Here is a 25257-nt window from a genome sequence, read left to right as displayed (position 1 = left end):
TTACCCTCTTTTCAATCTTTTAACGTAGCTACCGCATGAGCTTCAATTGGCAAACCAGCCTTATAACGTTCCATAAAGTGATTAAAGCCATTTACATCTTGTACATCCGGCTCAATGGTTGATCGTTCTTGATCAAAGAAGACTTCTTCTTCCAAGTAAGTTGCTAGGTCTTGATCGGTTTTCATTGCCGCGTAAGTAGCTAAAATTGCCATTCCCCAAGGGCCCCCTTCACTCGCCGTCTTCATCACGGTGACTGGAGCTTCCATGGCAGCGGCTAACATCTTTTGTCCAACAATTGGTGTCTTGAAGATTCCACCTTGCGCTACAATCGAGTCGGTTTCTACCTGCTCTTCATGCAAAATGTCCATTCCAATCTTCATGGCTCCAAAGGCCGAATAAAGATTAGTTCGCATCAAATTACCAATGTTGAATTTACTATTAGGCATGCGCGCTAAGACTGGCCGTCCTTCGCTCATTCCCGTAATATTTTCACCTGAATAATAACCGTATGTGAGCATTCCGGACGTATCGGGATCGGCATTTAAAATGCTGTTAAACAAGTGTCCATACAATTCATCCGGGCTCAATTCAACCCCTAACATTTGCGCAAATTCATTAAATAGTCCGGCCCAAGCATTAATATCTGAGCTTGAATTATTCGCATGTACCATTGCCACCGCTGAACCATCGGGCGTCGTAACCATGTCAATACTGGTATGCAATTTCTTTAATGACTTTTCCAAAACAATCATCGCAAAAGCTGAAGTTCCAGCCGAAACATTTCCCGTCCGTTGCTTCACGGAATTAGTTGAAACCATCCCGGTTCCTGCGTCACCTTCAGGCGGCGCCATCACTGTTCCTGGTCGTAACTTGCCGGAGACGTCCAATAATTTGGCTCCTTGTTCCGTTAGCTTTCCGGCCGCTTCACCGGCTAACTTCACCTGCGGCAAAATTTCTGGTAATGACCAATGATACTGTTGAATAGCTTTCAAACCATTAAATTTATCCATCATATCTTGGTTATAGTCATGACTTAGTTCATCAATTGGAAAGACTCCTGAAGCATCACCAACTCCTAAGATTTTTTCTCCGGATAACTGCCAGTGAACATATCCGGCTAATGTTGTAATGAATTCAATGTCTTTAACATGCGTCTCTTGATTCAACACTGCCTGATAAAGGTGGGCGATACTCCAACGTTCTGGAATATTAAAATTAAACAAATGCGTCAATTGTAACGCCGCATCTTCCGTCATCGAATTACGCCAAGTTCTAAATGGTACTAATAACTCGCCCTGCACATTAAATGGCATATATCCATGCATCATCGCGGAAATTCCCAATGAACGCAAATGAGTTAGTCCCACACCATATTCTTTTTCGATTTGTCCAGACAACTTACTGTACGCATCTTGCACCCCTGTCCAAACATCTTCTAAGGAATATGTCCAAACACCATTCTCCAATTGATTCTCCCAACCATGTGACCCAGTTGCAATTACGCTATAATCAGAAGCAATCAATACTGCTTTAATATTAGTTGAACCAAATTCTATTCCCAACGAAGTATTACCTGCTTGAATCTCTTCAATAATTTTTGCTTTTTCCATAGCATACTTCCTTTTATTTATTTTTATGAAATCGTTTACATTGAATATTGTATGTTATTGTTACGTATAAATCAATAGATAATTTAAATATTTGTTCTAAAGTTGTATTGTTTGTTACACGAGCAAAATAAAAAGCACCTAATTAACCCATTAGGCACTCTTTATTTATCTAACGAATTTACATTTTTGGAATTGTATTTGGATCATCGTGCTCTTTATCCAAGAAAAATGTGGCCATAATAGTAATGATCAAAACGACTCCACCCATGATCAAATACGTGTGTTGGAACCCAATGTTGTCATACATAGTTCCAGCTAATGCTGAAAAAATAAAGACTGACACTTGCTTCATAAAGTTCGCAGCCAGTGCATAAACAGTGGCATACAGACGATTATCAAATGTTAGACCAATATACTTCATAATTGAAACCAAAACCAATGGCATTTCAAATCCAGCTAACAACCGCAAAACCACAATGAAAATCCAATTAGGTGCTAGCGCCGTCCCGATAATCCGCAAAGCAGTAATAAATCCATAAATCAACAAACCATTACGTGCCCCAATTTTATTAATAATGTAAGGCATTGGAATCATCAAAATCATTTCAATAAACATCTGAACCGTTACTGTATTAGAATAAACCGTTGTTGCTTGTGAAACAGTATGAAAGAAACTCTGGAAAAAAATTACGAATTGTTGATCAAATACATCATATAAAGCCGAAGCTCCCATATAGAATATACCTAAAATCCAAAAATTTCGAACTTTAAAGAGAGCCAAAACGTCCTTCATATTAACCTTGTCACTTAAATGATCGGTAGCCGCAGCGACATTATGATCTAAAATTTTATCAAAGAACAAAAACATTATAAGGGCAATGACAGCCGACAGACTGGCTGCCCAAAAGATGGCATTTGGCTGCCATAAGAATAGCCGACCACCAATGAATGAGGCAACTGCTCCCGCAATTGATCCACCAATACGAGAATGACCAAATTCAAAGTTATTAGTGATTGAAGCCCGCTGAATATACTGTTCGATAACCGAAACTCCACCATTTAAAACAAATGATAAATAGATTCCAGTTACAATCGCCACGACCATGGCGTTTGTTGAATTTAATAATGGCAAGAAAATCCATTGAAAGAAAGGTCCGATCAAAGTCCCAGCTAATAGGATTACAAAGACCAAGGTCTTTTTCATGACCAATCGATCAGAAACATATCCGAAAATGGGTTGGAAAATTAACGACATCACTGCCATCATTGAGAAAATAATTCCAGCTTGACTACCATTTAAGTGCGCAACTTGCTCTAACCACAGGGTTAAATAACCATTAACAATCGCCCATATGAAAAAATAAGAAAAGTGCGATACTGGGAATGACCAAAACATTCCCTTCTCTTCTGTTGTTGTATTCATAATATTATCTACCTCTTAATTTGATAAATCTGTAAATTGAACTGGGCTTCCAAAGACCGGGAAGCCGTCTGTATCGTAGCTAAATTCTTGAATCATCGTATGCCGGTTCGGATCATACAAAGGATCACCCTTAATATCGGCATAGTTGCGAATGTGATAAACTAACAAATCTTTTTGGCCATCCTCAGACACAGTAAATGAATTATGTCCAGGTCCTAGAAGGTCATGCTCGACATCTGAAGTAAAGACGGGATGATCAACTTTAGTCCAGCTTGCCGGATCGAGTAAGTCGCTATCTTCATCAGCATACAACATCCCCATACAATAATTTTCATCCGTAGCACTACCAGAGAAAGTTAAGAAAAATTTACCATTCCGGTGCAAAATAGCAGGGCCTTCATTAACCGCAAAGATTTGAGTTTCCCACTCATATTCAGGCTTGGTTAGCATAAATGGTGTGGTTTTAAGCGTCCATGGATTCTCCATTTCAGCAATATAAATATTAGTATTCCCGAAGATTTCTGGATCTTTTTGCGCCCAAACATAGTACAAGTGCTCTTGATGTTCGAAAACTGTTGCATCCAAGGCAAATGTATCAAGTGGCGTTTGCACTCGTCCCTTTTCAACCCAGTTATCCTCTGTCTCCATTGGATCAGTGGCATCACATTCAATCACGTACATCCGGTGTTGAAACATTCCGTTTGCATCAAACTCTGTCGTATGCGCAGCTGCATAGTAGACATACCATTTTCCATTAACAAAATGAATTTCTGGGGCCCAAATTAATTCACTCTCTTCCCCAGTCCCTGTTGCATGTTTACGCCAAATCGTACGCGGCATCGCATGCGCTAATCCGGAAATCGTCTTTGAACGACGTAACTCAATTAAGTTATATGCAGGGACCGAAGCACTAAAATAATAATAGCCATCTGTATGCTTATAAATATAAGGGTCCGCTCGTTGAATAATTAATGGATTATAATTTTCCATGAAAAACACTCCTTAGTTTTGCTATTTGCTTACTAAAATTCACTAACATAATTAATGTAACCGTTTACAATTAAGTATAATAAAGTATTTTTACGTATAAATCAAGCTAAAATGTTTTTAAAAAGCATATAAATTAATAACAAATTATCTTCTGTAGCTGCAATCGATTTCACAATCCCTTTTTCAGCCTATATAAAATAATATTGCTAATAAAAAAAAACTAGCCTTAAAACTTTAATCCCGGAGCTGAATTCCTTTAACGTTCTTCTAAATCTGCTTTTACGACATCTCCCATTTTTTCAAACTTACGATATGCTAACATGATACCTGTAACAATGATAAAGCATCTTGCTGGAACAAACTTTTAATCCCATCTAATGCTGACTTTGTCTGAACAGGATTAGCACCGTAGCCGTTTTTTTATGATTAGCGGTGGTAAAAAATCCGCCTAATCTCGAACCTATCTTAATACAAAAGGCACTTCCAATCGCCGTTAAGAAACCAGCCGAATGATTTTACATAGCCCGCCGGCGCGACTTCTAACTTCATTCTTTGAGTTTCAAGCATTGGTATTCCTCCAAATTTATTTACAAACATATTCTATCATTCAAAAGATAACGCTTATATTGCTTAACACACAAAAAAGTTATTCAATTACACACCACTCACTCATAATAAAAAAACTTAGTCCCATGGACTAAGTTTTGATTTCGCTATTAAATTAATGGCCCTCTTTAATATCTCGTACGCTCTCCCGCTCAATAAAAGTTGGTTCGTAATCTACGGATGCGACCTTTTCGCCATTCAAAGCCTGAATTAGCAGATTGGCGGCGTCCCCACCCATCCGTTCTTTTTCATGCGTCATGGTGGTCAACTTAGGTTTGACGTACTCATCTAACAAATAATCATCGAAGCCAACAATCGAAATATCATCGGGCATCTTCAGTCCCATTTCATGGATCAAATCATAAATCTCAATGGCCAGTTGATCATTATAAGCAACAATCGCGGTAATTTCTTGATTCACCTTCAGATATTGCTCTATCTTACCTAGAACCATATTAATCGGATCCGATGAACGATACATAATGGTTGATGAATTTAATGCCAATTCTGGCTTAGCCTGATAAGCGCCAATAAAGCCATTCATCCGGCGGACTCCTTGCAAATCATCGACTTGAAAAACCCCTAAAATTTTGTTATGCCCTTTATTAAATAAATATTCTACTAAATGTTTTTCCGCAATTTCGTCAGACTGCTTTACCACTGGATAATCCAAACCTTCATAAATCGCATTGATAAACACAATTGGAATATTTAACTCATCAATGTGCTGGTAGACATCCAAATTTTCTTTATTAAAAGCACTTTGTGTCGGCTCAATAATCAACCCAGCGACATTATTGTCTAACATTGATAACAAGGCTTTACGCTCACGCACCGGATCATTATGCGTGTTCGCAACTAACATGGTATAGCCTTGTTTTGAAACCGCCCGGTCCACGCCGCTAATAATATTTGGGAAAATGTAATGCGCAATATGGGTCGTCACCATTCCGATTAACTTCGTGGACCCACTAGTGGCTACCGGCGCCCGCCAATTATCAACGAACATCCCCCCACCTTGCACTTTATATACATAATTTTCGTTTTCTAAATCCGTAATTGCTCGTCGAACCGTAAATCTGGAAACCGAAAAACGAGCCATTAATTCAGATTCAGTTGGCAACTTCGCTCCAATACGATAGTCCCCAGCTTCGATTTCCTCTTTAATTTTATTTTTGATTAACTCGTACTTGGCCGCCATATTTTTCCTCTTTCTCATCCATATATTAACTCAATAATTATACCATCAACCCGTACAACTACGCGGATATTTTAACATTTATTCCAAAATTATTACTTTCATACCTACTAAAAATTTATTGGTCCGAATAACTCATCCATATTTTAACTAACCTGCTTTAAAATCTAATCCGCCAACCAAAAAAACGCCCGTCCAACCAAAGGACTGGCGTTTGAGCTGATGGTTAAATTTACTTCGTAGTTCCCCGACCAGCATACCCATGTGGCAAAATCATATCATGTGTATCCAGCTCTTCACCATTCATCAATTTGGTCAACATCCGCATTGAGACGGCCCCAATATCATAAATAGGTTGCGTTACTGAGCTTAATTGTGGCCGTGTTAATAAAGTAATATGCGAATTATTAAGTGTCACAATTTCAAAATCATCTGGCGTTACAACATCTTGATCAGTCATATAGTTCAAGACTCCCGCTGCCATTTCATCATCGACAACCACGGCTGCAGTGGCACCTGAATCATGCACCATCGCCCCTAGTTGGTAGCCGCTTTGATAATTATAATCACCCGACACCAATAGGTCATCTGTATAATCCAAACCAGCCTCGACCAAAGCCTTTTGGTAACCTTTAAATTTAAACTCAGTATTAATGGTTTCATCTAATGGGCCTGAAACAAAGGCAATCTTTTGATGCCCATGTTCAATCAAATGTTTAGTAACTTCATACATCGCTGAGACATAATCAATATTCACTGATGGAAGTTGTTTTTCAACATCGACAGATCCTGACAAGACGACTGGCACATTATTCTTTTTGATTTTGTCACGAAGATTATCATCAATAATGTTACCCATATACAAAATACCTTCTACTTGTTTGCCCAATAATGATTCAAACACATTTGAATTGTTCTTCTCATCGGAATTAGTCAAAATAATTTGATAATTATACATTTGCGCAACATCGTCAATTCCACGTGCTAATTCTGAGAAATATACATTCGTTACATCAGGTACAATGATTCCAATCGTTGTACTTTTGCGTGATGCCAAGCCACGAGCGACCGCATTTGGACGGTAATCTAGGCGTTCAATCACAGCCTCAACCTTCTCTTTGGTCTCGGCGCGAACATTCGTATTTCCATTCACAACACGTGAAACAGTAGCCATTGAAACACCAGCTTCACGTGCAACATCATAAATCGTCACGGTTTGTTTTTCCATAGTCCCGTATCTCCATTTTTCACTTATTAATGTTTAACAATTATAGCAAGTTATGAAAACTTATACAACCGTTTTCATTTGCGAATCAATGCGAATAATATCACATTGATTCCTTTTTATCATTGGCTATTATCAATTTTTAGTTGTACAATTAATAACAATTACTTTAGATTGGAGTACTACGATGAATCAAAAAATCCAAGCCATTCAAACTTGGCTGAATCAAAATGAACTCGATATGGCTCTCTTAACTGATTATCACACTATTGCATATTTAACCGGTTTTGAATCAGATCCGATTGAACGAATCTTAGTTTTAGCAATTTACGCCCAGGATGAGCCTTTGATCTTTGCGCCAGCTCTAGAAGTCGAAGCGGTGCGGCAAACCGGCTGGTCAGGTCGCGTCACCGGTTACCAAGATCAAGAAGATGGTTGGGCTTTATTGGCTACAGCACTTTCAGCACCTAAAGCTCCCCTTTTGCACCTTGCAATTGAAGAAACTCAACTGACCTTAACACGTGCCAAAGCGCTCCAACATGTCTTACCGCAAGCTCACTTTGATGCTAACATTACCGAATTAATTCAAAACATGCGGCTTCACAAGAGTGCCGATGAAATTGAAAAAATGCATCAAGCTGGGCGTGATGCCGATATCGCTTTTGAAGCTGGCTTCGCCGCATTAAGTGCCGGAACCACTGAGTTAGCTGTGGCAGCTGCTTTAGAATATGACACTAAAAAGCGTGGCATCCCTGGCATGTCGTTTGACACTTTAGTTCAATTCGGTGCCCACGCAGCTAATCCACATGGTGCCACTGGCAATAATATTCTAAAGCCTAATGAAATGGCCCTCTTTGACCTCGGAACTATTTACGACGGTTATGTTTCCGATGCTACGCGAACCGTTGCCTTCCAAGGGGTAACTGATCATCAACGCGAAGTCTACCAAGTAACCTTAGAGGCACAATTAGCTGCGCAAGATCAAGTTAAGCCCGGTATGACCGCTGGTGAATTAGATCAAATTGCGCGCGATATTATCACCAAAGCTGGTTATGGTGAGTACTTCGTACACCGTCTTGGTCATGGTCTTGGCTCTTCCGTTCATGAATATCCACAAATTATGGGTGGCAGTGATTTGGTCTTAGAACCAGGAATGGTCTTCTCGATTGAACCAGGAATTTATATTCCAGGCGATATGGGCGTTCGAATTGAAGATTCTGTGGTCTTAACTGAAAACGGTGCTGATTCATTCACGCATCTTTCAAAAGATCTTCGCATTATAGACTAATAATTATTTAAAAAGCACCGTGCCCCGGGAACTTCCCGCTGACAAAGTGCTTTTTATTAGCTGCAAATTATTATTTTGTATCATTCAAACCATACAAATAATCTTGATTCTCCATGGCTTCAACTTGCCCCAAGCGATACCCATTTCCCACTTGTGAGAAAAAGTCGTGATTTGAAGTCGTCGTTGAAATTCCATTCATCACAACTGGATTCACATCATCGGCCCCATCAGGGAACAATGGATCTTGTCCCAAATTCATTAAGGCTTTATTCGCATTATATCGAATGAAAGTTAAGACTGACTCTGTCCATCCCACTGGATCATATAAGGTATGCGTGAAGTGCTCTTCATTTTCATACAACTCTAATAGGAAGCTGTACAACCAGTCCTTTAATTCAGATTGTTGATTTTCCTCTAATTCATTAAAGCCAAGTTGGAATTTATAACCAATATAAGTTCCGTGCACTGATTCATCGCGCAAAATCAATTTAATGATTTCCGCCACATTATTTAGCTTATTATGACCAAGGTAATACAGTGGTGTGTAAAATCCTGAATAAAACAAAAACGTTTCTAGGAACACAGAAGCAACTTTTTTCTGCAAAGGCGACCCGTTGTGATAAACATCATTAATCTTTTGTGCTTTAAATTGTAGGTGTTCATCCGCTTGCGTCCATGCAAATATCTCATCAATCTCTTGGGCGGTATTCAACGTTTCAAAAATCGATGAATAAGACTTTGCATGCACTGATTCCATAAATTCAATATTATTTAAAACAGCGGTTTCATGCTGTGTCCGGACGTTTGTTTTCAAAGAACTCATTCCATTTTGCGACTGCAACGTATCTAGCAGGGTTAAGCCACCAAAAACATGCCCAACTAATTGATGTTCCTCAGCCATCATTTTTCGCCAATCATCTAAATCATTTGACAAAGGAATCCGAGTATCGAGCCAGAACTGCTCCGTTAACTTCTCCCATGTCGCTTTATCAACCTGATCTTCAATTAAATTCCAATTAATTGCTTGGTATGCGTCACTCATTTATTATCTCCCATCTGCTTAAATTGAGCATGCTTCACATTCATTAACGCTCAATTCCCCATCATCATCCGTATAGGTCCGCACATAATAGACCGACTTGATATTTTTATGATAAGCATACATCCGTAAGATATTTAAATCACGTGTCGTCATCTTATTGGTGCGCCCTTGCTTCCATTCATAAAGACCTTCTGGCAAGGTTGAACGCATAAAGAGCGTCAACGCCATCCCCTGGTCAATATGCTTTTGGGCGGTCGCATACACATCGATGACCTTACGCATATCCATATCATAAGCTGAATCATAATATGCGAGAGTATCATTTTGCAAGTAAGGCGCTGGGTAATAAATTTTACCAATTGTCTTCTCTTGTCGCTCTTCGACCTTATTAATAATTGGATGCAATGAAGCGGTTGAATCATTCACGTATGAAATTGAACCCGTTGGCGCAATGGCCAAACGATATGCATTATAAAGTCCATCTTTTTGAATAGATTGCTTCAATTCAGCCCAATCATGCGCATCTGGTACATGATGCTTGGCAAAAATTTGCTGCACCTTTGATGTTTGCGGTTGAATGTTTTCATCAAGATATGGCTGGAAATAGCTACCATCGGCATAAGCTGAATCTTCAAAGTTCGTAAACGTGGTCTTGCGTTCCCGCGCTAATTTATTAGACGCCTTCAATGTATAGTAATTAAGCATCATGAAATAAATATTAGTAAAGTCCAGCGCTTCAGTATCTCCATAGTGCATTTGATTCTTAGCAAAAAAGGCAGCTAATCCCATCGCACCTAATCCAACTGCATGCAAGGCTTGATTTCCGGCCTGAACGGTTGGTACCACATTCAAATTGGAGCTATCTGAAACGTATGACAAAGCGCGCAACATGGTCTCAACTGATTTTTCAAAATTAGGGGTTTCCATCATATTGACAATATTAGTTGAGCCCAAATTACAAGAAATATCGTGTCCCATTTGATCATACGTTTGTTCATCATTAATCTTACTTGGGGTTTGGACTTGCAAAATTTCAGAACAAAGATTTGATGAAATCACTTTTCCAGCTACCGGGTTAGCCCGATTAACCGTATCGATATTAATCACATATGGATAACCCGACTCTTGTTGAAGCTTTGAAATTTCATTCTCTAAATCACGCGCGCGCAGCATCGTCTTATGAATCGCTGGATTAGCCATCATGCGATCATATTCAGCCGTAATATCCACGTAATTGAACGGCTGTCCGTATTCACGCTCAACATCATAAGGTGAGAATAAATACATCGTGGCATCTTGTTGGACTAATTCATAGAACTTGTCTGGCACGGTCAAACCTAACGATAACGTTTTAACCCGAATTTTTTCATCAGCGTTTTCTTTCTTAGTCGCTAAGAATTGCATGATGTCTGGGTGAAAGACTGATAAATAGACAACCCCGGCTCCTTGCCGTTGCCCCATTTGATTCGAGTACGTGAATGAATCTTCTAATAGCTTCATCACTGGTACGACACCAGATGCCGCATTAGCTACTCCTTTAATCGCCGCACCTGCTTCACGTAAGTTAGATAAATTAATTCCAACGCCCCCGCCTTTTTTAGACAGTTGTAAGGCCGAATTTATCGTCCGTCCAATCGAATTCATATCATCAGTCGCCTGCAACACAAAACACGAAACCAACTCACCACGCCGCGCCCGCCCAGCGTTTAAAAATGATGGGGTCGCCGGTTGATAACGTTGATGTACCATTTCATCAGCCAAATCCAATGCTAATTGTTCATCGCCATGGGCAAAGAACAGCGCATTCATTGCCACTCGATCAATATAATTTTCAACATAAAAACGCTTATCATTCGTCTTTAATGCATATTGCGCATAAAATTTATAGGCAGCCATAAAGGATTTAAAGTGAAAATCAGCATCTTCCAAAAATTGATATAATTTCTCAATAAAAGCAAAGCGATATTGATCAACCATCTGTGCATCAACATAGCCTTCAGCTTTTAAATAATCAAACCGCGCCTGCAGATTATCAAAATCTAAAGTATTCGGTTGTACATTTTCGCGTAAAAAGGCCGCTAAAGCTTCCTTATCTTTTCCAATTTGAATCATCCCATCTTTAGGAATATTTAATTCATTATTTAAGTCAAAATACGTTAACGTATCTTGATTTAATTCATCTAATGCCATCACTCAAACTCCTTTATTTTTGTCTAGTACCATCCAGTGAATCCTAGATTTTAATTGCCACCTAAATTGGCCCCCATCCGGTCAAAATCTGCTTAATTTCAATCAAAAATCATCAGTTTAGCCAATCCAAACCAATAAAAAAAGGCCCTGCACCATTCCATCGAATCCTACTTGCCTTTGTAAATGAATTCGTCATGTCCAAACCTGCATCTTCCTTAATCAAAGTTGTATGGAATCAATTAACACATTCGTTTTTAGCATTAACACATCCAAAATCCAATTAAATTGCAACCTTCAATTGCTTTAATAAGTCAGGTCGGAACCCTTTAATAGGTTCAGCTTGATCCGCAAACACAACTGGCACTGCTTGGTAACCTTGACTCTTCAAAGTGTCCATTGCCTGTGCATCCTCTTCAACATTTTTCTCTACAAAATCAATTCCATATTGTTCCAAAGTCTTCTTAGTCATCTTGCATTGCACACAATTATTTTTCGTATAAACTGTTACTGCCATCGCTGTATACCCTCTTTCTATTCGAAATTATCTTCTTTTGCTTAGTCCGTTTCTATGTCCTTTAGTATACTCACGTAAATAACAGAATGCAATATTTAAATTTATTTAATATGCCAATTAATTCATTAAAACGGCTTTAAAACACCGTTTATAACTATTTTACAATTTATAGATAAAATAACAGAGTGTTATATTTATTTTTGTTTTCTGATAAACTATTCTTATGACTTTTAAAATTTATGTCTTAATTGCCAAATTATTAATTACTCTCGAGGTTTATTATGCAAATTCAACTACTATATATATCTGTTGCCGGTAATACCAAATCATTTGTAAATCACCTAGTTAATTTTAGCCGGAGCCAGGCCGACAATTTAGAATTAATCCCCACTGAACTTACCACTTCAGCCGCAGAAATCCAGTTAACTTTACCAACCATTGTCTTCGTTCCTACTTATTTAGACGGTGGGAATGGAATTGATCAAGGTGTACGTGAAATTATGACGACTGACTTATATGACACGCTAACTGATTTACCCAATTTTGATAACATTATTGGTATTATCGGTTCGGGAAATAAAAATTTTAACGCTCAGTATCTCTTAACAGCCCGCCGTTATAGTCTTGCTTTTAATGCTCCCTTGATTGATAACTATGAATTGCGTGGTACCAAGACAGATATCAAGCGCGTCTATCAAACGATTTTTACATTGGATAATCAACCCGCCGAAAAGACAAAGCATCCCGTCCAACAGATTTACCGGGCTTTCAATGCTCAACAACAGCCAACTTACTTATTAGTTAACCATGATACCAAATGGGTTTCACCCCTGCTAGAACAACTTTCCGATCAACAAAGTACACCCTCCATCACCGCTTTAGATCAACTCAATCAGCTCTATAGTAAGCAAATTGGCTTATTAGGGAACCAACATTATCAAATGCATTTAGCCTATGAATTTGGCTAAATATACACTATCTATACGATTACAACTAACCAAATTTTCTCATTAAAGGCAAAAAATAATCTTTGCAGTTAGAAATGAACGTTCTAATTACAAAGATTATTTTTTTTAACATTATTGATTTAAATTACGCAAATATTGTTGTAACCGCCCAAGCGCAGTTTGAATATTTTGATTAACCGTTTCATCGGAACTACTTAACAAGGCTTTGGTTAATTTACGATGAAACTCCGCGTGCATATCACAAACCTTTTGTCCTGATTCAGTAAGTGTAATCAACACCACCCGTCGATCATCTTGGTTCCGTTCACGTTGAACGTAATTCTTACGGACTAATTTATCAATTGCACTGGTCATCGTGCTAGGTGTCACCCGAATGATTTCGGCTAAACGTGATGCGGTCACCTGCTGTTCATCCCCAATGGCAGCAATAACATGCATATCTTTTAACGTTAAGTCATTATATGCTGAATTTCTCAAGACTTCTTCTTCAATCCACATTGCATTGTTAAAAACGTCTACCAATTCTTCATTGACTGCTTCAAAAGCGTCTTTATTTTCCATGTTTTATTCCCCTAATCATTTCAAAACACTCATTATTTATCTGGGGCCAATCAAGCTTATTCTAATCCTTCAGTCAATGCTTCTGGATAGTTTTCACGAATAATTTGGGCTTCGTGCGCTGATAACATTTTAAAATCTGGGTCAGCTCCCAAATCGGTATGGTACATCCGATCGCGTGGTGACATCTCCCCCCTAGCATGTTCTACTTGAATTAAGAATTCATCAAACATTTGAACCTCAGCCGGTGCTTCATCAACCTTTCGCAAAGTTAATTGTGAAACCATCAAAACTACCCGAATATCCTGTCGCAATTGTGCAACCATGTGAGCTTGTGCATCTGTGAGATACATGGTTAAAGCGGCTTCTGCGGGCTTACCAATTAATTCTTGGTTACGAGCAGATTCCAAAGCTTTATTGACCGCTGAACGCAGGTCCATAAAGTCCGTCCAGTTCGCTAATAATTCCGACACGTCCCCGAGTTCTTCTACCGTTGGCATTTCCGTCAAGTAAGCAAAATCACCGACCTCAGCTGGCAAATATTCAAAAATTTCTTCAGCTGTGTGGGGCAAGATTGGTAAAATCAACTTATCCAAAGCGACTACCAGCTTATAAAGCACCGTTTGCACTGAACGCCGAACTTGGCTCGCCGGCGCTTCAACATATAAGACATCTTTATTGAAGTCCAAATAAAACGCTGACAAATCCGTATTAATGAAGTTCATCAATACTTTATTAACCGTCTGGAAATCATATGCATCATAAGCGGCCAAAATTTCGGATACCACTTCGTTAAAGTGAGCATAGAAATATTGGTCAACAGGGGTCAAGTCAGCAAAGGCTAAAGTATCAGCCTTTGGATTAAAGTCATTCGTGTTAGCCAAAAGGAACCGCATAGTGTTACGAATCTTACGGTAAGCCTCTGAAGTTTGTTTGAATCCATCCATGGATACTCGCACATCTTGAGAAGTATCAACTGATGAAACCCACAAGCGGATAATTTCAGCCCCCATACTATCGGTAATCTCGCTTGGCACAATTGTATTACCTAATGACTTTGACATCTTCTCGCCATTACCATCTAAAGTGAAGCCTTGTGATAAGACATTTCGGTATGGCGCTTGTCCAGTCACAGCAATAGATGTAATCAAGGATGAATTAAACCATCCACGGTATTGATCAGAACCTTCTAACACTAAGTCAGCAGGGAATGACAAATTATCGCGAGTCGCCAAAACACCTTGGTGTGAAGTTCCAGAATCAAACCACACGTCCATGATGTCGCTTTCTTTGGTAAATTCACCATGAGGCGAATGGTCATTGGTATAACCTGCTGGCAACAAGTCCTTAGCATCTTGTTCAAACCAATAAGTTGAACCATGCTCAGCGACTAAATCAGCCACATGCTTAATAATTTTAGCATCTAAGATTGGTGTGCCATCTTCAGCGTAGAAGATTGGCAAAGGCACTCCCCAGACACGTTGCCGAGAAATAACCCAATCACCACGGTCCTTTAACATATTGTAAAGGCGCTTTTTTCCCCATTCTGGTGAGAAGTTAACATCATCCAATGACTTCAATAACTCAGGTCGGAAATCAGAAACTGAAGCAAACCATTGTGGCACTGCTCGGTAAATGACCGGCTTTTTCGTGCGCCAATCAAATGGATATGAGTGTGTAATTGGTTCTTCTTTTAACAAAACACCTTGTGCTTGCAACTTCTTTAACGCAACTTCATTCGCGTCTTCATAGAACAAACCTGCAAAATCAGACCCGGCTTCTGGCAACATTTTCCCCTGATAATCAACCGGCACGGCCACTTCTAGCCCATACTTTTGACCAACAAAGAAGTCGTCTTCTCCAAATCCAGGTGCAGTATGGACTAACCCAGTCCCAGCGTCCAAGGTTACGAAGTCGGCAAGCATCACTAATAACTCAATCTCTGAGTTAAAAGGATGCGTGGCTGTCATATACTCTAAATCAGTCCCCTTAAATTCAGCTAAAACCTCATACTTGTCCCAACCAAACAAGGCCGCATCATCCGCTAATAAATCTTTCGCTAAGATATACTTTTTCGTTGAGCCAGCTGGTTGCACTTGCACGTAGGTGAAGTTGGCATTCACCGAAATTCCCCGTGAACCAGGAATCGTCCAAGGAGTCGTGGTCCAAACGACGAAATAAGTTTCATCATCCAACAACCCCTTCCCGTCTTTAACCTGTTCAGCATAAAAGGCCGTTGGAGCGGTCACATCATGATACTCAATTTCAGACATTGCTAAAGCTGATTCAGACGACCATGACCAAAAGACTGGCTTCTTACCACGATAAATATAACCTTTTTCCGCCATCGTCGCAAAAACACGAATTTGTGCAGCTTCAAACTCAGGCATCAAAGTCAGATAAGGATGATCCCAATCCGCCGCAATTCCCAAGCGCTTAAAGTCATTCATCTGCTTTTTAACTTGCTTATGCGCAAATTCATCAGCCATCTTACGCCAAATGACTGGTCCAACCGCTTTACGATCTTTGCCCATTTTGGTTAATTGTTGTTCAATGGGCAATCCGTGGGTATCCCAACCTGGAATAAAGGGGGCATTAAAACCACTCATTGACTTGTAACGAACAATGATATCTTTTGAAATCTTGTTCATAGCATGTCCAATATGGATATTTCCATTCGCATATGGAGGACCATCATGCAAAATAAAGGAAGGCTTACCGGCGTTTAACTTTTGCCGAGCCTCATAGACTTTATTATCAGCCCAAATTTTTTCTCGTTGTAACTCCGTCGTTGGTAAATTACCTCGCATGGGAAACTTTGTTTTACCAATGTTTAACGTATTTTTAATCTTCATGCGTTTGGGTTTCCTTTCCTTCTTTATATCTACAAAACGGGTGCATCAACATGACTTAAAAAAAAAATTCCGCATCGAATTTTAAATTCAATGCGGGACGTTTAAGAAACGTGGTACCACCCGAGTTCACCATTCATCATGGCCTCTTAGAAAAATTAAATTTAATTACTTAGTGATAAACGTTTAAACTTAACCTCTCGGCTTCCACCAACCCCGAGTCGCTGTAAAGTGTTTTTTAAACGCATTTTGTTAAGTAAACCTATTCTTTATTTAAGATTTGATCACGGTTAGATTCATCTTCAGGAAGAACCACTACGGTATCAACATCCTTGCCATTATCGGCTGGTGTCTCTTGATTTGAAAATTCTGCTAATTTAGCTTGCACCGCTGCTTCAAAGTCAAATGCGTCATTTTCTTCAGACCCCACTTCAGCTTCAGAGTCGTCCACAGTACTTGCTTCAGATGCAACCATTGAAGATGGTTGTACATCATTAGCCATTTCTGACTCAGCTTCAACGGTCGTATTTGACGTAGGAATTTCGCCCTGTCCAATTTTTTGCCAATCAGGGTCACCATTGACTAAATCAATTTGGTTTTGCAAAACGCCAACCAAATGTTCTTTAAATGCGGCCATTTCTTGCGTCAAAGCTTCCTTTTCAGCAGTCAATTTTTGAATCTCTTGATCAGATTCCTGCTTAACTCGTGCAGCATCTTGGTTAGCATCCGTCAAAACACTGTTAGCTTTCGTCGTCGCATCCAAAACAATCTTTTGAGCTTGTTCTTCTGCTTGAGTACGCGTAGCCTCCACTTCTGATTCAGTTTGCTTCTTCAAACGTTCCGCTGCTTCTTGCGCAATTAAAATTGAAGAATTAACTGATTGCTTCATTTCTTCAACTTGTTGGGCGTTGGCTTCCGCATCAGCTACTTTGGTCTTTAGCGTTTGATTTTCATTAATCAAATTTTCAAAGTCAATGACAATTTGATCCAAAAAGTCATTGACTTCGACTTTATCAAAGCCACGTCCACGACTGGTAAAATCTTTTGAATGAATTTCTTGTGGTGTCAATGCCATGTGCATACCTCTTCCTATTTTCTGATAATTCTCAAGCTTAATCGCCATTTATCTTTTTTTGTTTGTCCGTTCACCGCATCGATGATCAATCGACCATGACGCCGAACTGATATTAAGTCATTAATTCCCACCTGTAAATCAGGCTGTTCCCTAGTGACCCAGTTCACACGCACCTGTCCTCGTTCAATGAGTTCCTTTGCCTGTGACCTAGGTATATTATAACCATTTGCAACCAGAATATCCAATCTTAATGCCGATATAAGTAAATCTTTTAGCTCACCATCTAAACTATTGGGCAACTGCTTTGCGAGTGGAATAACTTCAAATTGAATTTTCACATGCCCAATTCGTGTCAGCTCTAATTGCAAAAATGCAACCAACGGCTTACTAATTGCAAGTTGCCAACGTTGATCAGCATGGATTAAATCCCCAAATGATTCACGTTTTAGCCCGGCATGAATTAATGCGCCTAAAATACTACTATGCCGTAAAGTTTCGAACTGCTCGGCATACTTAATTTCCAATAACGTCACTTGGAAATCATCCAATTGTACCGCATAATAATCAGGATAAATTAAAGCCCGTTGATTTTCAGCTTGATCAAAGCCCCCATGAAAAGTTACTTTAATATCAGCTTGACGGTTGACCAAAGTTTGTAAAATATAACGCTGGCGCGGATTTAAAAAGTTTGATAAAACCGGCCGATACTCGTTAACTACTTGATTCACTAGTCCTTGAGCTTGATCAACAAATTGAGCTTCTTCTGGTCGAAAATGCTGTTTAATGGTATCACTTTCCATGATCCACCCCCTAATTCACCGCGCGCGCCAAAACTCCTAAACCAGTTGCTGCCGCTTGCAAAAGTAAAATAGCAAAAATCGGTGAAAAGTCTAAAAAGTTCGTTTTAGGCAAGAGTTTGCGAATTGGTCCGACGACAATGTCAGCCAACTGAATTAAAGTCTGACCAAATTTATTTTCGGCAGAACCTGGGATCCATGACATAAAAGCGACGATAACGATGATTAATTCTAACACTTCAATGAGCATCCTTAAAATTGCAAAAATAAACAACATTTATTTACCCCTCTGGTTAATCAAACGAGTTGCCCAAATTTTGTGAAATTGTCCCAGAGATTTCAAAATTATGTGGCGTGGCCAAGAAAATTGACTCACCAATTCGCTGAACACTTCCATCTACGGATTGTGCCGCACCCGCTAGATAATCCACAATTCGCATTGATTGCGCATTATCAATTGAGCTGAAGTTTACTAAGGCCGCGTTTCCATCTAAAATTTCGTTGACAATTTCTTTAACGTCCGAATAGATTCGTGGTTCAAAAACAATAATCTTAGCCACGTCATCACTATTACGACCATCCATGGCCAAAACATTTGCGCGCTGATTATTAGCCTTTGGGCGTGAATCAGGAATTGGCTCCCGATCAGTTCCTTGTTGATCATCTACATCCGAGCCATTATAGTAACCTTGCGATGATGCACTATACTCATAATCTTCTTCATCTGAATTGAAAAATTTTTTAAATGTATCCATGAATCCCATTTCCTATTCTCCGTTAGTTGTTGCTACGGTTTTTCCATGAAAAGAATGGTGGCCGTTCAACTTCGTCTTCATCCACTCGCACATTATCATTTGAGAAATTATCAAATGCCTCTGTTTCATCTGAAACTGATTCAGTGGTTTGTCCGTTTTGAATCTCCCGTTCTTCTGGTGTACTTTGATTCTGATCAAAAGCGTTCCAACCAGCGAATGGATCATTCGTTTTAACTTGTGCTTGAACATGGGCAGTCATCTCACTCTTTGCCCCATTAGCTTTCAAATTTAATTCAGACTTAACAGTTGCTGGGCGATCAATTCCAGTTGCCACAACGGTTACCACAATATCTTCACCCAATGACTCATCCAAGGTGGTTCCAAAGATAACATTGACATCATCACCAGCGGCTTCCTTAATCGCGTCGGCAGCTTCTTGGGCGGCAAACAACGGCATACTGTAACTTCCCTTAACTGAAAGTAAGACATCGGTAGCGCCGTCAATTTTTGATTCTAACAAAGGTGACTTAATCGCCGCCTTTGTGGCTTCAGTAGCAGCCCCTTCGCCACTCGCTGAAGCAATTCCCATCACCGCAGTTCCTTTATTAGCCATGACCGTTTTAACGTCTGCAAAGTCGACGTTAATCAAACCAGGATTAGTAATTAGTTGTGAAATTCCACTCACACCATTAACCAGAACTGAATCAGCCATTTTAAAAGCATCAACCATCGTGGTATTCCGATCAAGAACTTGTAATAAGTTGTTATTTGATACTACAATCAAAGAATCAACGTTCTTTTTTAGATTAGCTAACCCTTCAGCAGCTGCCGTCCCGCGCTTAGGCCCTTCAAAACTAAATGGACGTGTTACCACTCCCACCGTTAAGGCACCTGCTTCTTTGGCAATCCGTGCAATAATTGGCGCGGCACCCGTTCCGGTTCCACCACCCATTCCGGCTGTCACAAAGACCATGTCGGCACCTTCGAGAGCTTCTGAAATTTCAGTTTCTGACTCGGTGGCTGCCTCAGCCCCAACTTCAGGTAAAGCACCAGCACCGAGCCCCTTCGTGGCCTTGGCTCCGATTTGAATCTTCACTTCGGCTGGTGAACTAGCTAAGGCCTGTGCGTCAGTATTGGCAACAATAAATTGAACACCACTGACACCACTCTCGACCATCTGGGCGATTGCGTTACCACCACCACCACCAACACCAATCACCTTAATTGCTGCACCAATTGGTTGATTTTCCATTTGCATTTCCATGGGGTTAAACCTCTTCTATACTTTCATTAATTTAGTTAAATAGTTCATCGCTAAACCAGTTGCGAATCCGTTGCCACCAACTCTTCTGAGACTTTGGACCAGTGTTAACTGGTTGATCATAGTCATAATCTATGTCTGGACTTGAGGGCGTTGTTTGTGGTTTAACTGGCCTAGCATTGTTTGACGAATCTTCAACGAATTGTTGATCGATTGGTTGTTGATCAATCGCCAAAGGCAGTCCATATAACGATTGCTTAATTAATAAGGCCACATTACTTTGTTGCGCGGCATAGTGAACCAATGACCAAGCTCCGACATAAGCTGGATTTTGTAATCCAATTTCACGGGGCATAAATAGTTTAACATTAATTCCGTAAGCCATCTGTAAGACGTCTTGCATATTACGTAATGATGCTGCGCCCCCGGTCACAATCATGCCTCCTGGTAAGCTAAATGCCCCAACAGCATCTAAGCGCTCACCAATTTTATTCACAATTTGTTGTACACGAGCACCAATGATTTCACTTAATTCTTCTTCTGAAATTCGTTGTTCGTTCTTTCCAACGGGTTGGATCTTCAACATGTTTTTTGCATTGGCAAATTGAGGAGCCACCACCCCTGAATCTAGCTTCAACGTTTCAGCATCTTTTTCACTAATGCCTAAGACAGTACTAATATCTTTTGAAATATTTGTCCCACCCGCAGAATAGGTTGTGATTTGCCGAATTTGATGTTGATGTACAATCGTTGCAGTTGTTTGTCCGGCACCTAAGTCTAACAAAATCGCCCCAAATTCTTGCTCGCCATCTGACACAATCGTTTGACTCATAGCCAAAGGTGCCAAAATCATATCGTGCAAGTGCAAACCTGCGCGTTCAATCGCCGCTTGTAAATTCGAAATTAACAAACGTGGACCAATATAAGCAGTAGCATCAAAGCCAAGGTGATTTCCAACCATATCATTAGGATCTAAGACACCTTGTAAATCATCAACACTAAATTCAGAATCGGTAATATCCAAAATTGCTTGATCATGTTCCAAAGGTATCTTCGTTGCAGCCCGGACTACTGTATTAACATCATGATATGAAATATGTTGTGAATCTTTTACAGCAATACTTCCGTGCAAGCGACGCATTTTAATCGCAGTAGCCGGAACGCTAGCAATCACTTCATGAAATTTTTGATTCGTCTGTTCTTCGACTTGGGTCAATGCCGTGCGAATATCCTGAGCCACTGCATCAATATCAACTACTATTCCCCGCTTGACACCATGCGAAACAGAACGTCCCACAGCAATCACATTGACTTGCTGGTTTCGAACATCGGCAACTAAGATTTTAATAGTACTAGTTCCGATATCTAATCCAACAACCATACCGTGATTAGCCATTTCAGCTCCTCCTTAATGTTCAATTATCCTATAATAAATAAGATTAATTTTATACTTAAAATAATACCATAAAAGCAAGGTAAATTACCATTTAAATTACATAAACGAACTGACATTCTTGCATTTTTCGTCATTTCGTCACACTTGTTACCTAAAAGTGTATTTCAAATAAATTCATTAATATGGCTTAAAAAATGAACCAACTTGGAAATCAAATGTTCCATTTTGATGGGTTTGCACAACCATCCCTGGATAATACTTTAACTTTTTATCAATCTGATTAGCATTAACTAACACTTTATTCCCATCATTCATAATGAGAATCACCCGCTGATTATTTTCAACAACTGGTGACCAAATCACCTCCGAAACACTACTACGCAATGCTTGTGATAAATGTCCAAACTGTTTAGCAACCAACAACAAATCAGCCTGATGCTTAAAGCCATTATAAGTTGGTAAGTTGCGAATCGTCTTGGCACCCTCGTCCACCGGCATCATCTGCCCATCAGCTAATAGATATTTCTCTTGTTGCTTTTGCTTAGTGATTCCCACCTTGACATTTTCTTCAATTTTAATTTGAGCAATCGTTGGGGTTAAAAACTTAATACGTAAGCTTTGAATCGCCGGATCTTTTTGCGCTTCTTGCATAAAATATTGTTGTTCTCTAAATAATTGCCAAGCAAACATATGCTCATTTTTAACATTTGCTGCTCTTAATATATCTTTTTTGGTTAAATCACGATTCCCCACGACCGTCATTTTTTTTACCGTTGCTAACGGTGAGATCAACAAAGCTAATATGCCACTTAATAAAATAAATATGACTAGCATATGTACACTATTACGTTCAACGTTGGTTAATTGAATACGGCGTCTATGCTTAGGCGCCGGTGTATCAACCTCATCAGCATCGGACGTAAGAGTTTGAAAAGAGTTCAAATGTCGTCCTAAATGCTGTTGCATCCATTTTTGAATGCTGGCGAATTTTGATAATTGAGGCATCATAAACTCCTTTCAGTAAATAATTTAACCGCTACTTCGTTACTAAGGCAGTTTGAATTAAAGAGATAAATTGATTAGCGGCATCTGGAATTCCCAATGTTGCTGAACTTTGAGCCATTGCCTGCTGCTTAGTGGGGGCTAACATAATTTCATCTAAAGCATCAGCCAAATGATTGCCATTTAGCTCCGCTTCCCGCAAAAGTATTGCTGCTCCAGCATCCACCATACTTTGGGCATTTTTAGTTTGGTGATCATTCGTCACGTACGGACTAGGAATTAAAATCATCGGCTTACCCAAAGCAGTTTGCTCCGCCAAGCTAGTTGCTCCGGCTCGTCCAACTACGACATCAACTAATGGCATTAATTCTTGCATATTGGCAATATATGGCACAATTTTAACCTGAGATCCGACGGTGATTTGTTGATGCGTTAATTCATCTTGTAATGCGGCATAGCGATTTTTACCAGTCGCAAAAACAACCTGATATTGCGCCTGATTTAACCGTGGTAACGCCGCTACGACCGCTTGATTAATTTTAGGGGCACCTTGCGAACCTCCAAAAATCAAAGCAGTTGGTATGTCAGTTGCAAGCTCCAACGCTTCTAAAGTAAAGTTATTCTGCCCATTAGCTGAAACTACTTGTTGCGCACGAGGATTCCCCACAACGGTGGCGTTTTTAAAGGCTGATAATGCAGCTGGGAATGCTACGCCCACCTTAGTTACGTGCCGGCTTAAAAATTTATTGGTAATTCCCACTACCGAATTTTGTTCATGAATAACCGTGGGAATTTTAAGCAATTGGGCCGCATAAAGCACTGGACCAGAAACATAACCACCTGTCCCCACAACGACATCCGGTTGGAAATCACGCAACATCTGCTTAGCTTTTTGCACCGCTTGTAAAAACAAATACACGGTTTTGAAATTTTCCAATGACAATTTGCGAACAAAGCCTTGAATTTTAACAGCTTTAAACGCAACTCCGGCTCCAGGAACGATTTCTTTTTCTAAACCACGCTCACCACCAATATACAAAACTTCTAATGTAGAATCTTGTTGTTGCCAAGCCTCAATTGTCGCCAAGGCGGGGTAAATGTGACCACCTGTCCCTCCACCTGAAAAAACCACTTTCATTTTTACTCTCCTTTTTGTGCCCTAATCGCTGCCATAAAGCGATCACCACGCTCTTCAAAAGTATGATATTGGTCCCACGAAGCAGCCGCCGGTGATAATAAAATCACATCATCTTGCTGACTCAGTGCTAAAGCGACCGGAACAGCTGTCACTACATCTTGGGTAGTTTGATGAGGAATACCTAAATCTTGAGCCACTTTGGCCAACTTGGGCCCCGTTTGACCAAAAGTAACTAAAGCCTTCACGTGCGCTTTAAAATCAGGCAATAGCCGAGATAAGTCATCCCCACGATCTAGTCCGCCTGCTAATAAGACCACATTCTGCTCAAAGCCAGACAGCGCTTTTTGCGTTGCTTCAATATCAGTCGCTTTAGAATCATTATAAACTTTGCGTCCAGCTAACTCGGTCACATACTGAAGTCGATGTTCAACACCAGTAAAGTGGCTGAGCTTTTGAGCAATCAATGTCGCTGGCACCTCATTTAACCGGGCCACAGCAATCGCTGCCAAAGCATTTTCAATATTATGTTCACCAGGAACCGCAAGCTTTGCAGCCGGCATAATGGCTTCTTGCCGGAAATAAAGCCACCCATCTTGCATGTAAGCCCCCGTTTGAATCCGATTTAACCGGGAATAAGGTACCACTTGAGCTTGCGTCGTTTGTGCAAGCTCCATCCATTCATCATTGTCCCAGTTAACAATAAAATAATCATCAGCCGTCTGTTGGCGCGTAATTTTCATTTTAGTTTCAACATATTCTGCTCGATCACGATGCCAATTCAAATGTGATGAAAAAATATTGGTTAATACCGCAAAATGCGGATTGACAATAGGCATATCAAATAATTGAAAACTTGATAACTCTGTAATTAAAGTATCATGTGCAGTTAAATCCTGTACCACTTCACTCACTGGCACTCCAATATTACCCGCTACAACTACCTTAGTATCATCATCTGGTTTAGTCCGCAATAATGCCGCAATCATTTCCGTCGTAGTTGTTTTACCATTAGAACCCGTGACTGCAACCCAATTGCCTTGAATATATTTTTGCGCCTCAGCCACCTCAACTTCAATAGGAATATTCAATTTTTCAGCTGCTTGTAAGATTGGGATTGAATGCGGTATCCCTGGATTTTTAATTACTAAATCAACTTGATCCAACAACGTAGCATCTTGTTCAGTCGTAAACTGCACCCCTTTTGCTTCTAACTGCTTCACTAATGGATTCGTCCAATCCAAATTATTATCAGAAACTGTTACTTGAGCCTCTTGCCGTAACATCATTTGCGCCGCTGCTGCGCCCGAACGTGCAAAACCAATAACTAATACTCGCTTTGTCATCAAACCGTCTCCCCCAACTGAATTAA

General features: G+C 39.9%; 21 protein-coding genes. 2 read left to right on the top strand and 19 right to left on the bottom strand.

Features of this window, described 5'->3' with window-relative positions:
* Window positions 1-11 precede the first annotated feature (11 nt).
* From IV73_RS01090 to ccpA, 5 genes are all read right to left on the bottom strand, one after another.
* Window positions 12-1610, bottom strand: a complete 1599-nt coding sequence (locus IV73_RS01090) for a xylulokinase (protein WP_057753593.1) — start codon at window positions 1608-1610, stop codon at window positions 12-14.
* A gap of 178 nt (window positions 1611-1788) precedes the next feature.
* Window positions 1789-3033, bottom strand: a complete 1245-nt coding sequence (locus IV73_RS01085; protein ID WP_057753589.1) for an oligosaccharide MFS transporter — start codon at window positions 3031-3033, stop codon at window positions 1789-1791.
* Between the two features lie 15 nt (window positions 3034-3048).
* The gene (locus IV73_RS01080; protein WP_057753587.1) at window positions 3049-4023 is read right to left on the bottom strand and encodes a glycoside hydrolase family 43 protein; all 975 of its coding nucleotides are present in this window, start codon (window positions 4021-4023) and stop codon (window positions 3049-3051) included.
* A gap of 721 nt (window positions 4024-4744) precedes the next feature.
* Entirely contained in the window at window positions 4745-5830 is a 1086-nt protein-coding gene (locus IV73_RS01075) for a GntR family transcriptional regulator (RefSeq protein ID WP_057753584.1), read from the bottom strand.
* 229 nt (window positions 5831-6059) lie between these two features.
* Window positions 6060-7055 (bottom strand): catabolite control protein A, encoded by a 996-nt coding sequence (ccpA, locus tag IV73_RS01070; RefSeq protein WP_057753582.1) that lies wholly within the window; start codon window positions 7053-7055, stop codon window positions 6060-6062.
* Window positions 7056-7239: 184 nt separating this feature from the next.
* Between ccpA and IV73_RS01065 the strand changes: the two genes are divergently transcribed.
* The gene (locus IV73_RS01065; protein ID WP_057753580.1) at window positions 7240-8340 is read left to right on the top strand and encodes a M24 family metallopeptidase; all 1101 of its coding nucleotides are present in this window, start codon (window positions 7240-7242) and stop codon (window positions 8338-8340) included.
* A gap of 70 nt (window positions 8341-8410) precedes the next feature.
* Here IV73_RS01065 and nrdF read toward each other — a convergent pair whose 3' ends face one another.
* The 3 genes from nrdF to nrdH form a co-directional block, all read right to left on the bottom strand.
* Window positions 8411-9382, bottom strand: coding sequence for a class 1b ribonucleoside-diphosphate reductase subunit beta (nrdF, locus tag IV73_RS01060; RefSeq protein WP_057753577.1), 972 nt, complete (start codon window positions 9380-9382; stop codon window positions 8411-8413).
* A gap of 18 nt (window positions 9383-9400) precedes the next feature.
* The gene (nrdE, locus tag IV73_RS01055) at window positions 9401-11572 is read right to left on the bottom strand and encodes a class 1b ribonucleoside-diphosphate reductase subunit alpha (protein ID WP_057753574.1); all 2172 of its coding nucleotides are present in this window, start codon (window positions 11570-11572) and stop codon (window positions 9401-9403) included.
* 280 nt (window positions 11573-11852) lie between these two features.
* Window positions 11853-12086, bottom strand: coding sequence for a glutaredoxin-like protein NrdH (nrdH, locus tag IV73_RS01050; RefSeq protein ID WP_057753571.1), 234 nt, complete (start codon window positions 12084-12086; stop codon window positions 11853-11855).
* 281 nt (window positions 12087-12367) lie between these two features.
* Between nrdH and IV73_RS06495 the strand changes: the two genes are divergently transcribed.
* Window positions 12368-13054, top strand: coding sequence for a class Ib ribonucleoside-diphosphate reductase assembly flavoprotein NrdI (locus IV73_RS06495; RefSeq protein ID WP_083485518.1), 687 nt, complete (start codon window positions 12368-12370; stop codon window positions 13052-13054).
* Between the two features lie 111 nt (window positions 13055-13165).
* On the opposite strand, the gene IV73_RS01040 is transcribed toward IV73_RS06495, so the two are convergent.
* The 11 genes from IV73_RS01040 to murD all read right to left on the bottom strand — a co-directional run bounded on the left by IV73_RS01040 (window position 13166) and on the right by murD (window position 25231).
* Window positions 13166-13615: a MarR family winged helix-turn-helix transcriptional regulator gene (locus IV73_RS01040; RefSeq protein ID WP_057753568.1), complete on the bottom strand. Its 450-nt coding sequence runs from the start codon at window positions 13613-13615 to the stop codon at window positions 13166-13168.
* Window positions 13616-13671: 56 nt separating this feature from the next.
* Window positions 13672-16467 carry an isoleucine--tRNA ligase gene (ileS, locus tag IV73_RS01035; protein WP_057753565.1) on the bottom strand — a complete coding sequence of 932 codons (2796 nt, stop codon included), beginning with the start codon at window positions 16465-16467 and terminating at the stop codon, window positions 13672-13674.
* Between the two features lie 259 nt (window positions 16468-16726).
* Window positions 16727-17539 carry a DivIVA domain-containing protein gene (locus IV73_RS01030; RefSeq protein WP_057753562.1) on the bottom strand — a complete coding sequence of 271 codons (813 nt, stop codon included), beginning with the start codon at window positions 17537-17539 and terminating at the stop codon, window positions 16727-16729.
* Window positions 17540-17553: 14 nt separating this feature from the next.
* Window positions 17554-18339, bottom strand: a complete 786-nt coding sequence (locus IV73_RS01025) for a YlmH family RNA-binding protein (protein ID WP_057753557.1) — start codon at window positions 18337-18339, stop codon at window positions 17554-17556.
* 10 nt (window positions 18340-18349) lie between these two features.
* Entirely contained in the window at window positions 18350-18613 is a 264-nt protein-coding gene (locus IV73_RS01020) for a YggT family protein (RefSeq protein WP_057753555.1), read from the bottom strand.
* A gap of 16 nt (window positions 18614-18629) precedes the next feature.
* A complete protein-coding gene (locus IV73_RS01015; protein WP_236697713.1) occupies window positions 18630-19091 on the bottom strand; it encodes a cell division protein SepF in 462 nt (153 codons plus the stop codon).
* A 22-nt stretch (window positions 19092-19113) separates the two neighbouring features.
* Window positions 19114-20355, bottom strand: a complete 1242-nt coding sequence (gene ftsZ, locus IV73_RS01010) for a cell division protein FtsZ (RefSeq protein WP_057753549.1) — start codon at window positions 20353-20355, stop codon at window positions 19114-19116.
* 31 nt (window positions 20356-20386) lie between these two features.
* On the bottom strand, window positions 20387-21748 hold the full coding sequence (gene ftsA, locus IV73_RS01005) for a cell division protein FtsA (protein WP_057753547.1): 1362 nt from the start codon (window positions 21746-21748) through the stop codon (window positions 20387-20389).
* Window positions 21749-21925: 177 nt separating this feature from the next.
* A complete protein-coding gene (locus IV73_RS01000; protein ID WP_057753544.1) occupies window positions 21926-22753 on the bottom strand; it encodes a cell division protein FtsQ/DivIB in 828 nt (275 codons plus the stop codon).
* 31 nt (window positions 22754-22784) lie between these two features.
* The gene (murG, locus tag IV73_RS00995; RefSeq protein WP_057753541.1) at window positions 22785-23888 is read right to left on the bottom strand and encodes an undecaprenyldiphospho-muramoylpentapeptide beta-N-acetylglucosaminyltransferase; all 1104 of its coding nucleotides are present in this window, start codon (window positions 23886-23888) and stop codon (window positions 22785-22787) included.
* Window positions 23889-23890: 2 nt separating this feature from the next.
* Window positions 23891-25231, bottom strand: coding sequence for a UDP-N-acetylmuramoyl-L-alanine--D-glutamate ligase (murD, locus tag IV73_RS00990; protein ID WP_057753538.1), 1341 nt, complete (start codon window positions 25229-25231; stop codon window positions 23891-23893).
* Window positions 25232-25257: the final 26 nt, after the last annotated feature.

It is taken from the genome of Weissella kandleri, from assembly GCF_001438705.1.
GTDB lineage: Bacteria > Bacillota > Bacilli > Lactobacillales > Lactobacillaceae > Weissella > Weissella kandleri.
This window is presented reverse-complemented; position numbering and strand designations above follow the sequence as displayed.

What these genes read in the sequence shown, in the direction of transcription:
- IV73_RS01000 (WP_057753544.1), bottom strand. Translation starts at nt 22,753, where the DNA reads ATGCCTCAATTATCAAAATTCGCCAGCATTCAAAAATGGATGCAACAG.
- IV73_RS01025 (WP_057753557.1), bottom strand. Translation starts at nt 18,339, where the DNA reads ATGGAAAGTGATACCATTAAACAGCATTTTCGACCAGAAGAAGCTCAA.
- IV73_RS01015 (WP_236697713.1), bottom strand. Translation starts at nt 19,091, where the DNA reads ATGGATACATTTAAAAAATTTTTCAATTCAGATGAAGAAGATTATGAG.
- IV73_RS01020 (WP_057753555.1), bottom strand. Translation starts at nt 18,613, where the DNA reads ATGTTGTTTATTTTTGCAATTTTAAGGATGCTCATTGAAGTGTTAGAA.
- ftsZ (WP_057753549.1), bottom strand. Translation starts at nt 20,355, where the DNA reads ATGGAAATGCAAATGGAAAATCAACCAATTGGTGCAGCAATTAAGGTG.
- IV73_RS01085 (WP_057753589.1), bottom strand. Translation starts at nt 3,033, where the DNA reads ATGAATACAACAACAGAAGAGAAGGGAATGTTTTGGTCATTCCCAGTA.
- IV73_RS01075 (WP_057753584.1), bottom strand. Translation starts at nt 5,830, where the DNA reads ATGGCGGCCAAGTACGAGTTAATCAAAAATAAAATTAAAGAGGAAATC.
- IV73_RS01040 (WP_057753568.1), bottom strand. Translation starts at nt 13,615, where the DNA reads ATGGAAAATAAAGACGCTTTTGAAGCAGTCAATGAAGAATTGGTAGAC.
- murD (WP_057753538.1), bottom strand. Translation starts at nt 25,231, where the DNA reads ATGACAAAGCGAGTATTAGTTATTGGTTTTGCACGTTCGGGCGCAGCA.
- IV73_RS01065 (WP_057753580.1), top strand. Translation starts at nt 7,240, where the DNA reads ATGAATCAAAAAATCCAAGCCATTCAAACTTGGCTGAATCAAAATGAA.
- ccpA (WP_057753582.1), bottom strand. Translation starts at nt 7,055, where the DNA reads ATGGAAAAACAAACCGTGACGATTTATGATGTTGCACGTGAAGCTGGT.
- IV73_RS01090 (WP_057753593.1), bottom strand. Translation starts at nt 1,610, where the DNA reads ATGGAAAAAGCAAAAATTATTGAAGAGATTCAAGCAGGTAATACTTCG.
- nrdE (WP_057753574.1), bottom strand. Translation starts at nt 11,572, where the DNA reads ATGGCATTAGATGAATTAAATCAAGATACGTTAACGTATTTTGACTTA.
- IV73_RS06495 (WP_083485518.1), top strand. Translation starts at nt 12,368, where the DNA reads ATGCAAATTCAACTACTATATATATCTGTTGCCGGTAATACCAAATCA.
- ftsA (WP_057753547.1), bottom strand. Translation starts at nt 21,748, where the DNA reads ATGGCTAATCACGGTATGGTTGTTGGATTAGATATCGGAACTAGTACT.
- IV73_RS01080 (WP_057753587.1), bottom strand. Translation starts at nt 4,023, where the DNA reads ATGGAAAATTATAATCCATTAATTATTCAACGAGCGGACCCTTATATT.
- murG (WP_057753541.1), bottom strand. Translation starts at nt 23,888, where the DNA reads ATGAAAGTGGTTTTTTCAGGTGGAGGGACAGGTGGTCACATTTACCCC.
- IV73_RS01030 (WP_057753562.1), bottom strand. Translation starts at nt 17,539, where the DNA reads ATGGCATTGACACCACAAGAAATTCATTCAAAAGATTTTACCAGTCGT.
- nrdH (WP_057753571.1), bottom strand. Translation starts at nt 12,086, where the DNA reads ATGGCAGTAACAGTTTATACGAAAAATAATTGTGTGCAATGCAAGATG.
- ileS (WP_057753565.1), bottom strand. Translation starts at nt 16,467, where the DNA reads ATGAAGATTAAAAATACGTTAAACATTGGTAAAACAAAGTTTCCCATG.
- nrdF (WP_057753577.1), bottom strand. Translation starts at nt 9,382, where the DNA reads ATGAGTGACGCATACCAAGCAATTAATTGGAATTTAATTGAAGATCAG.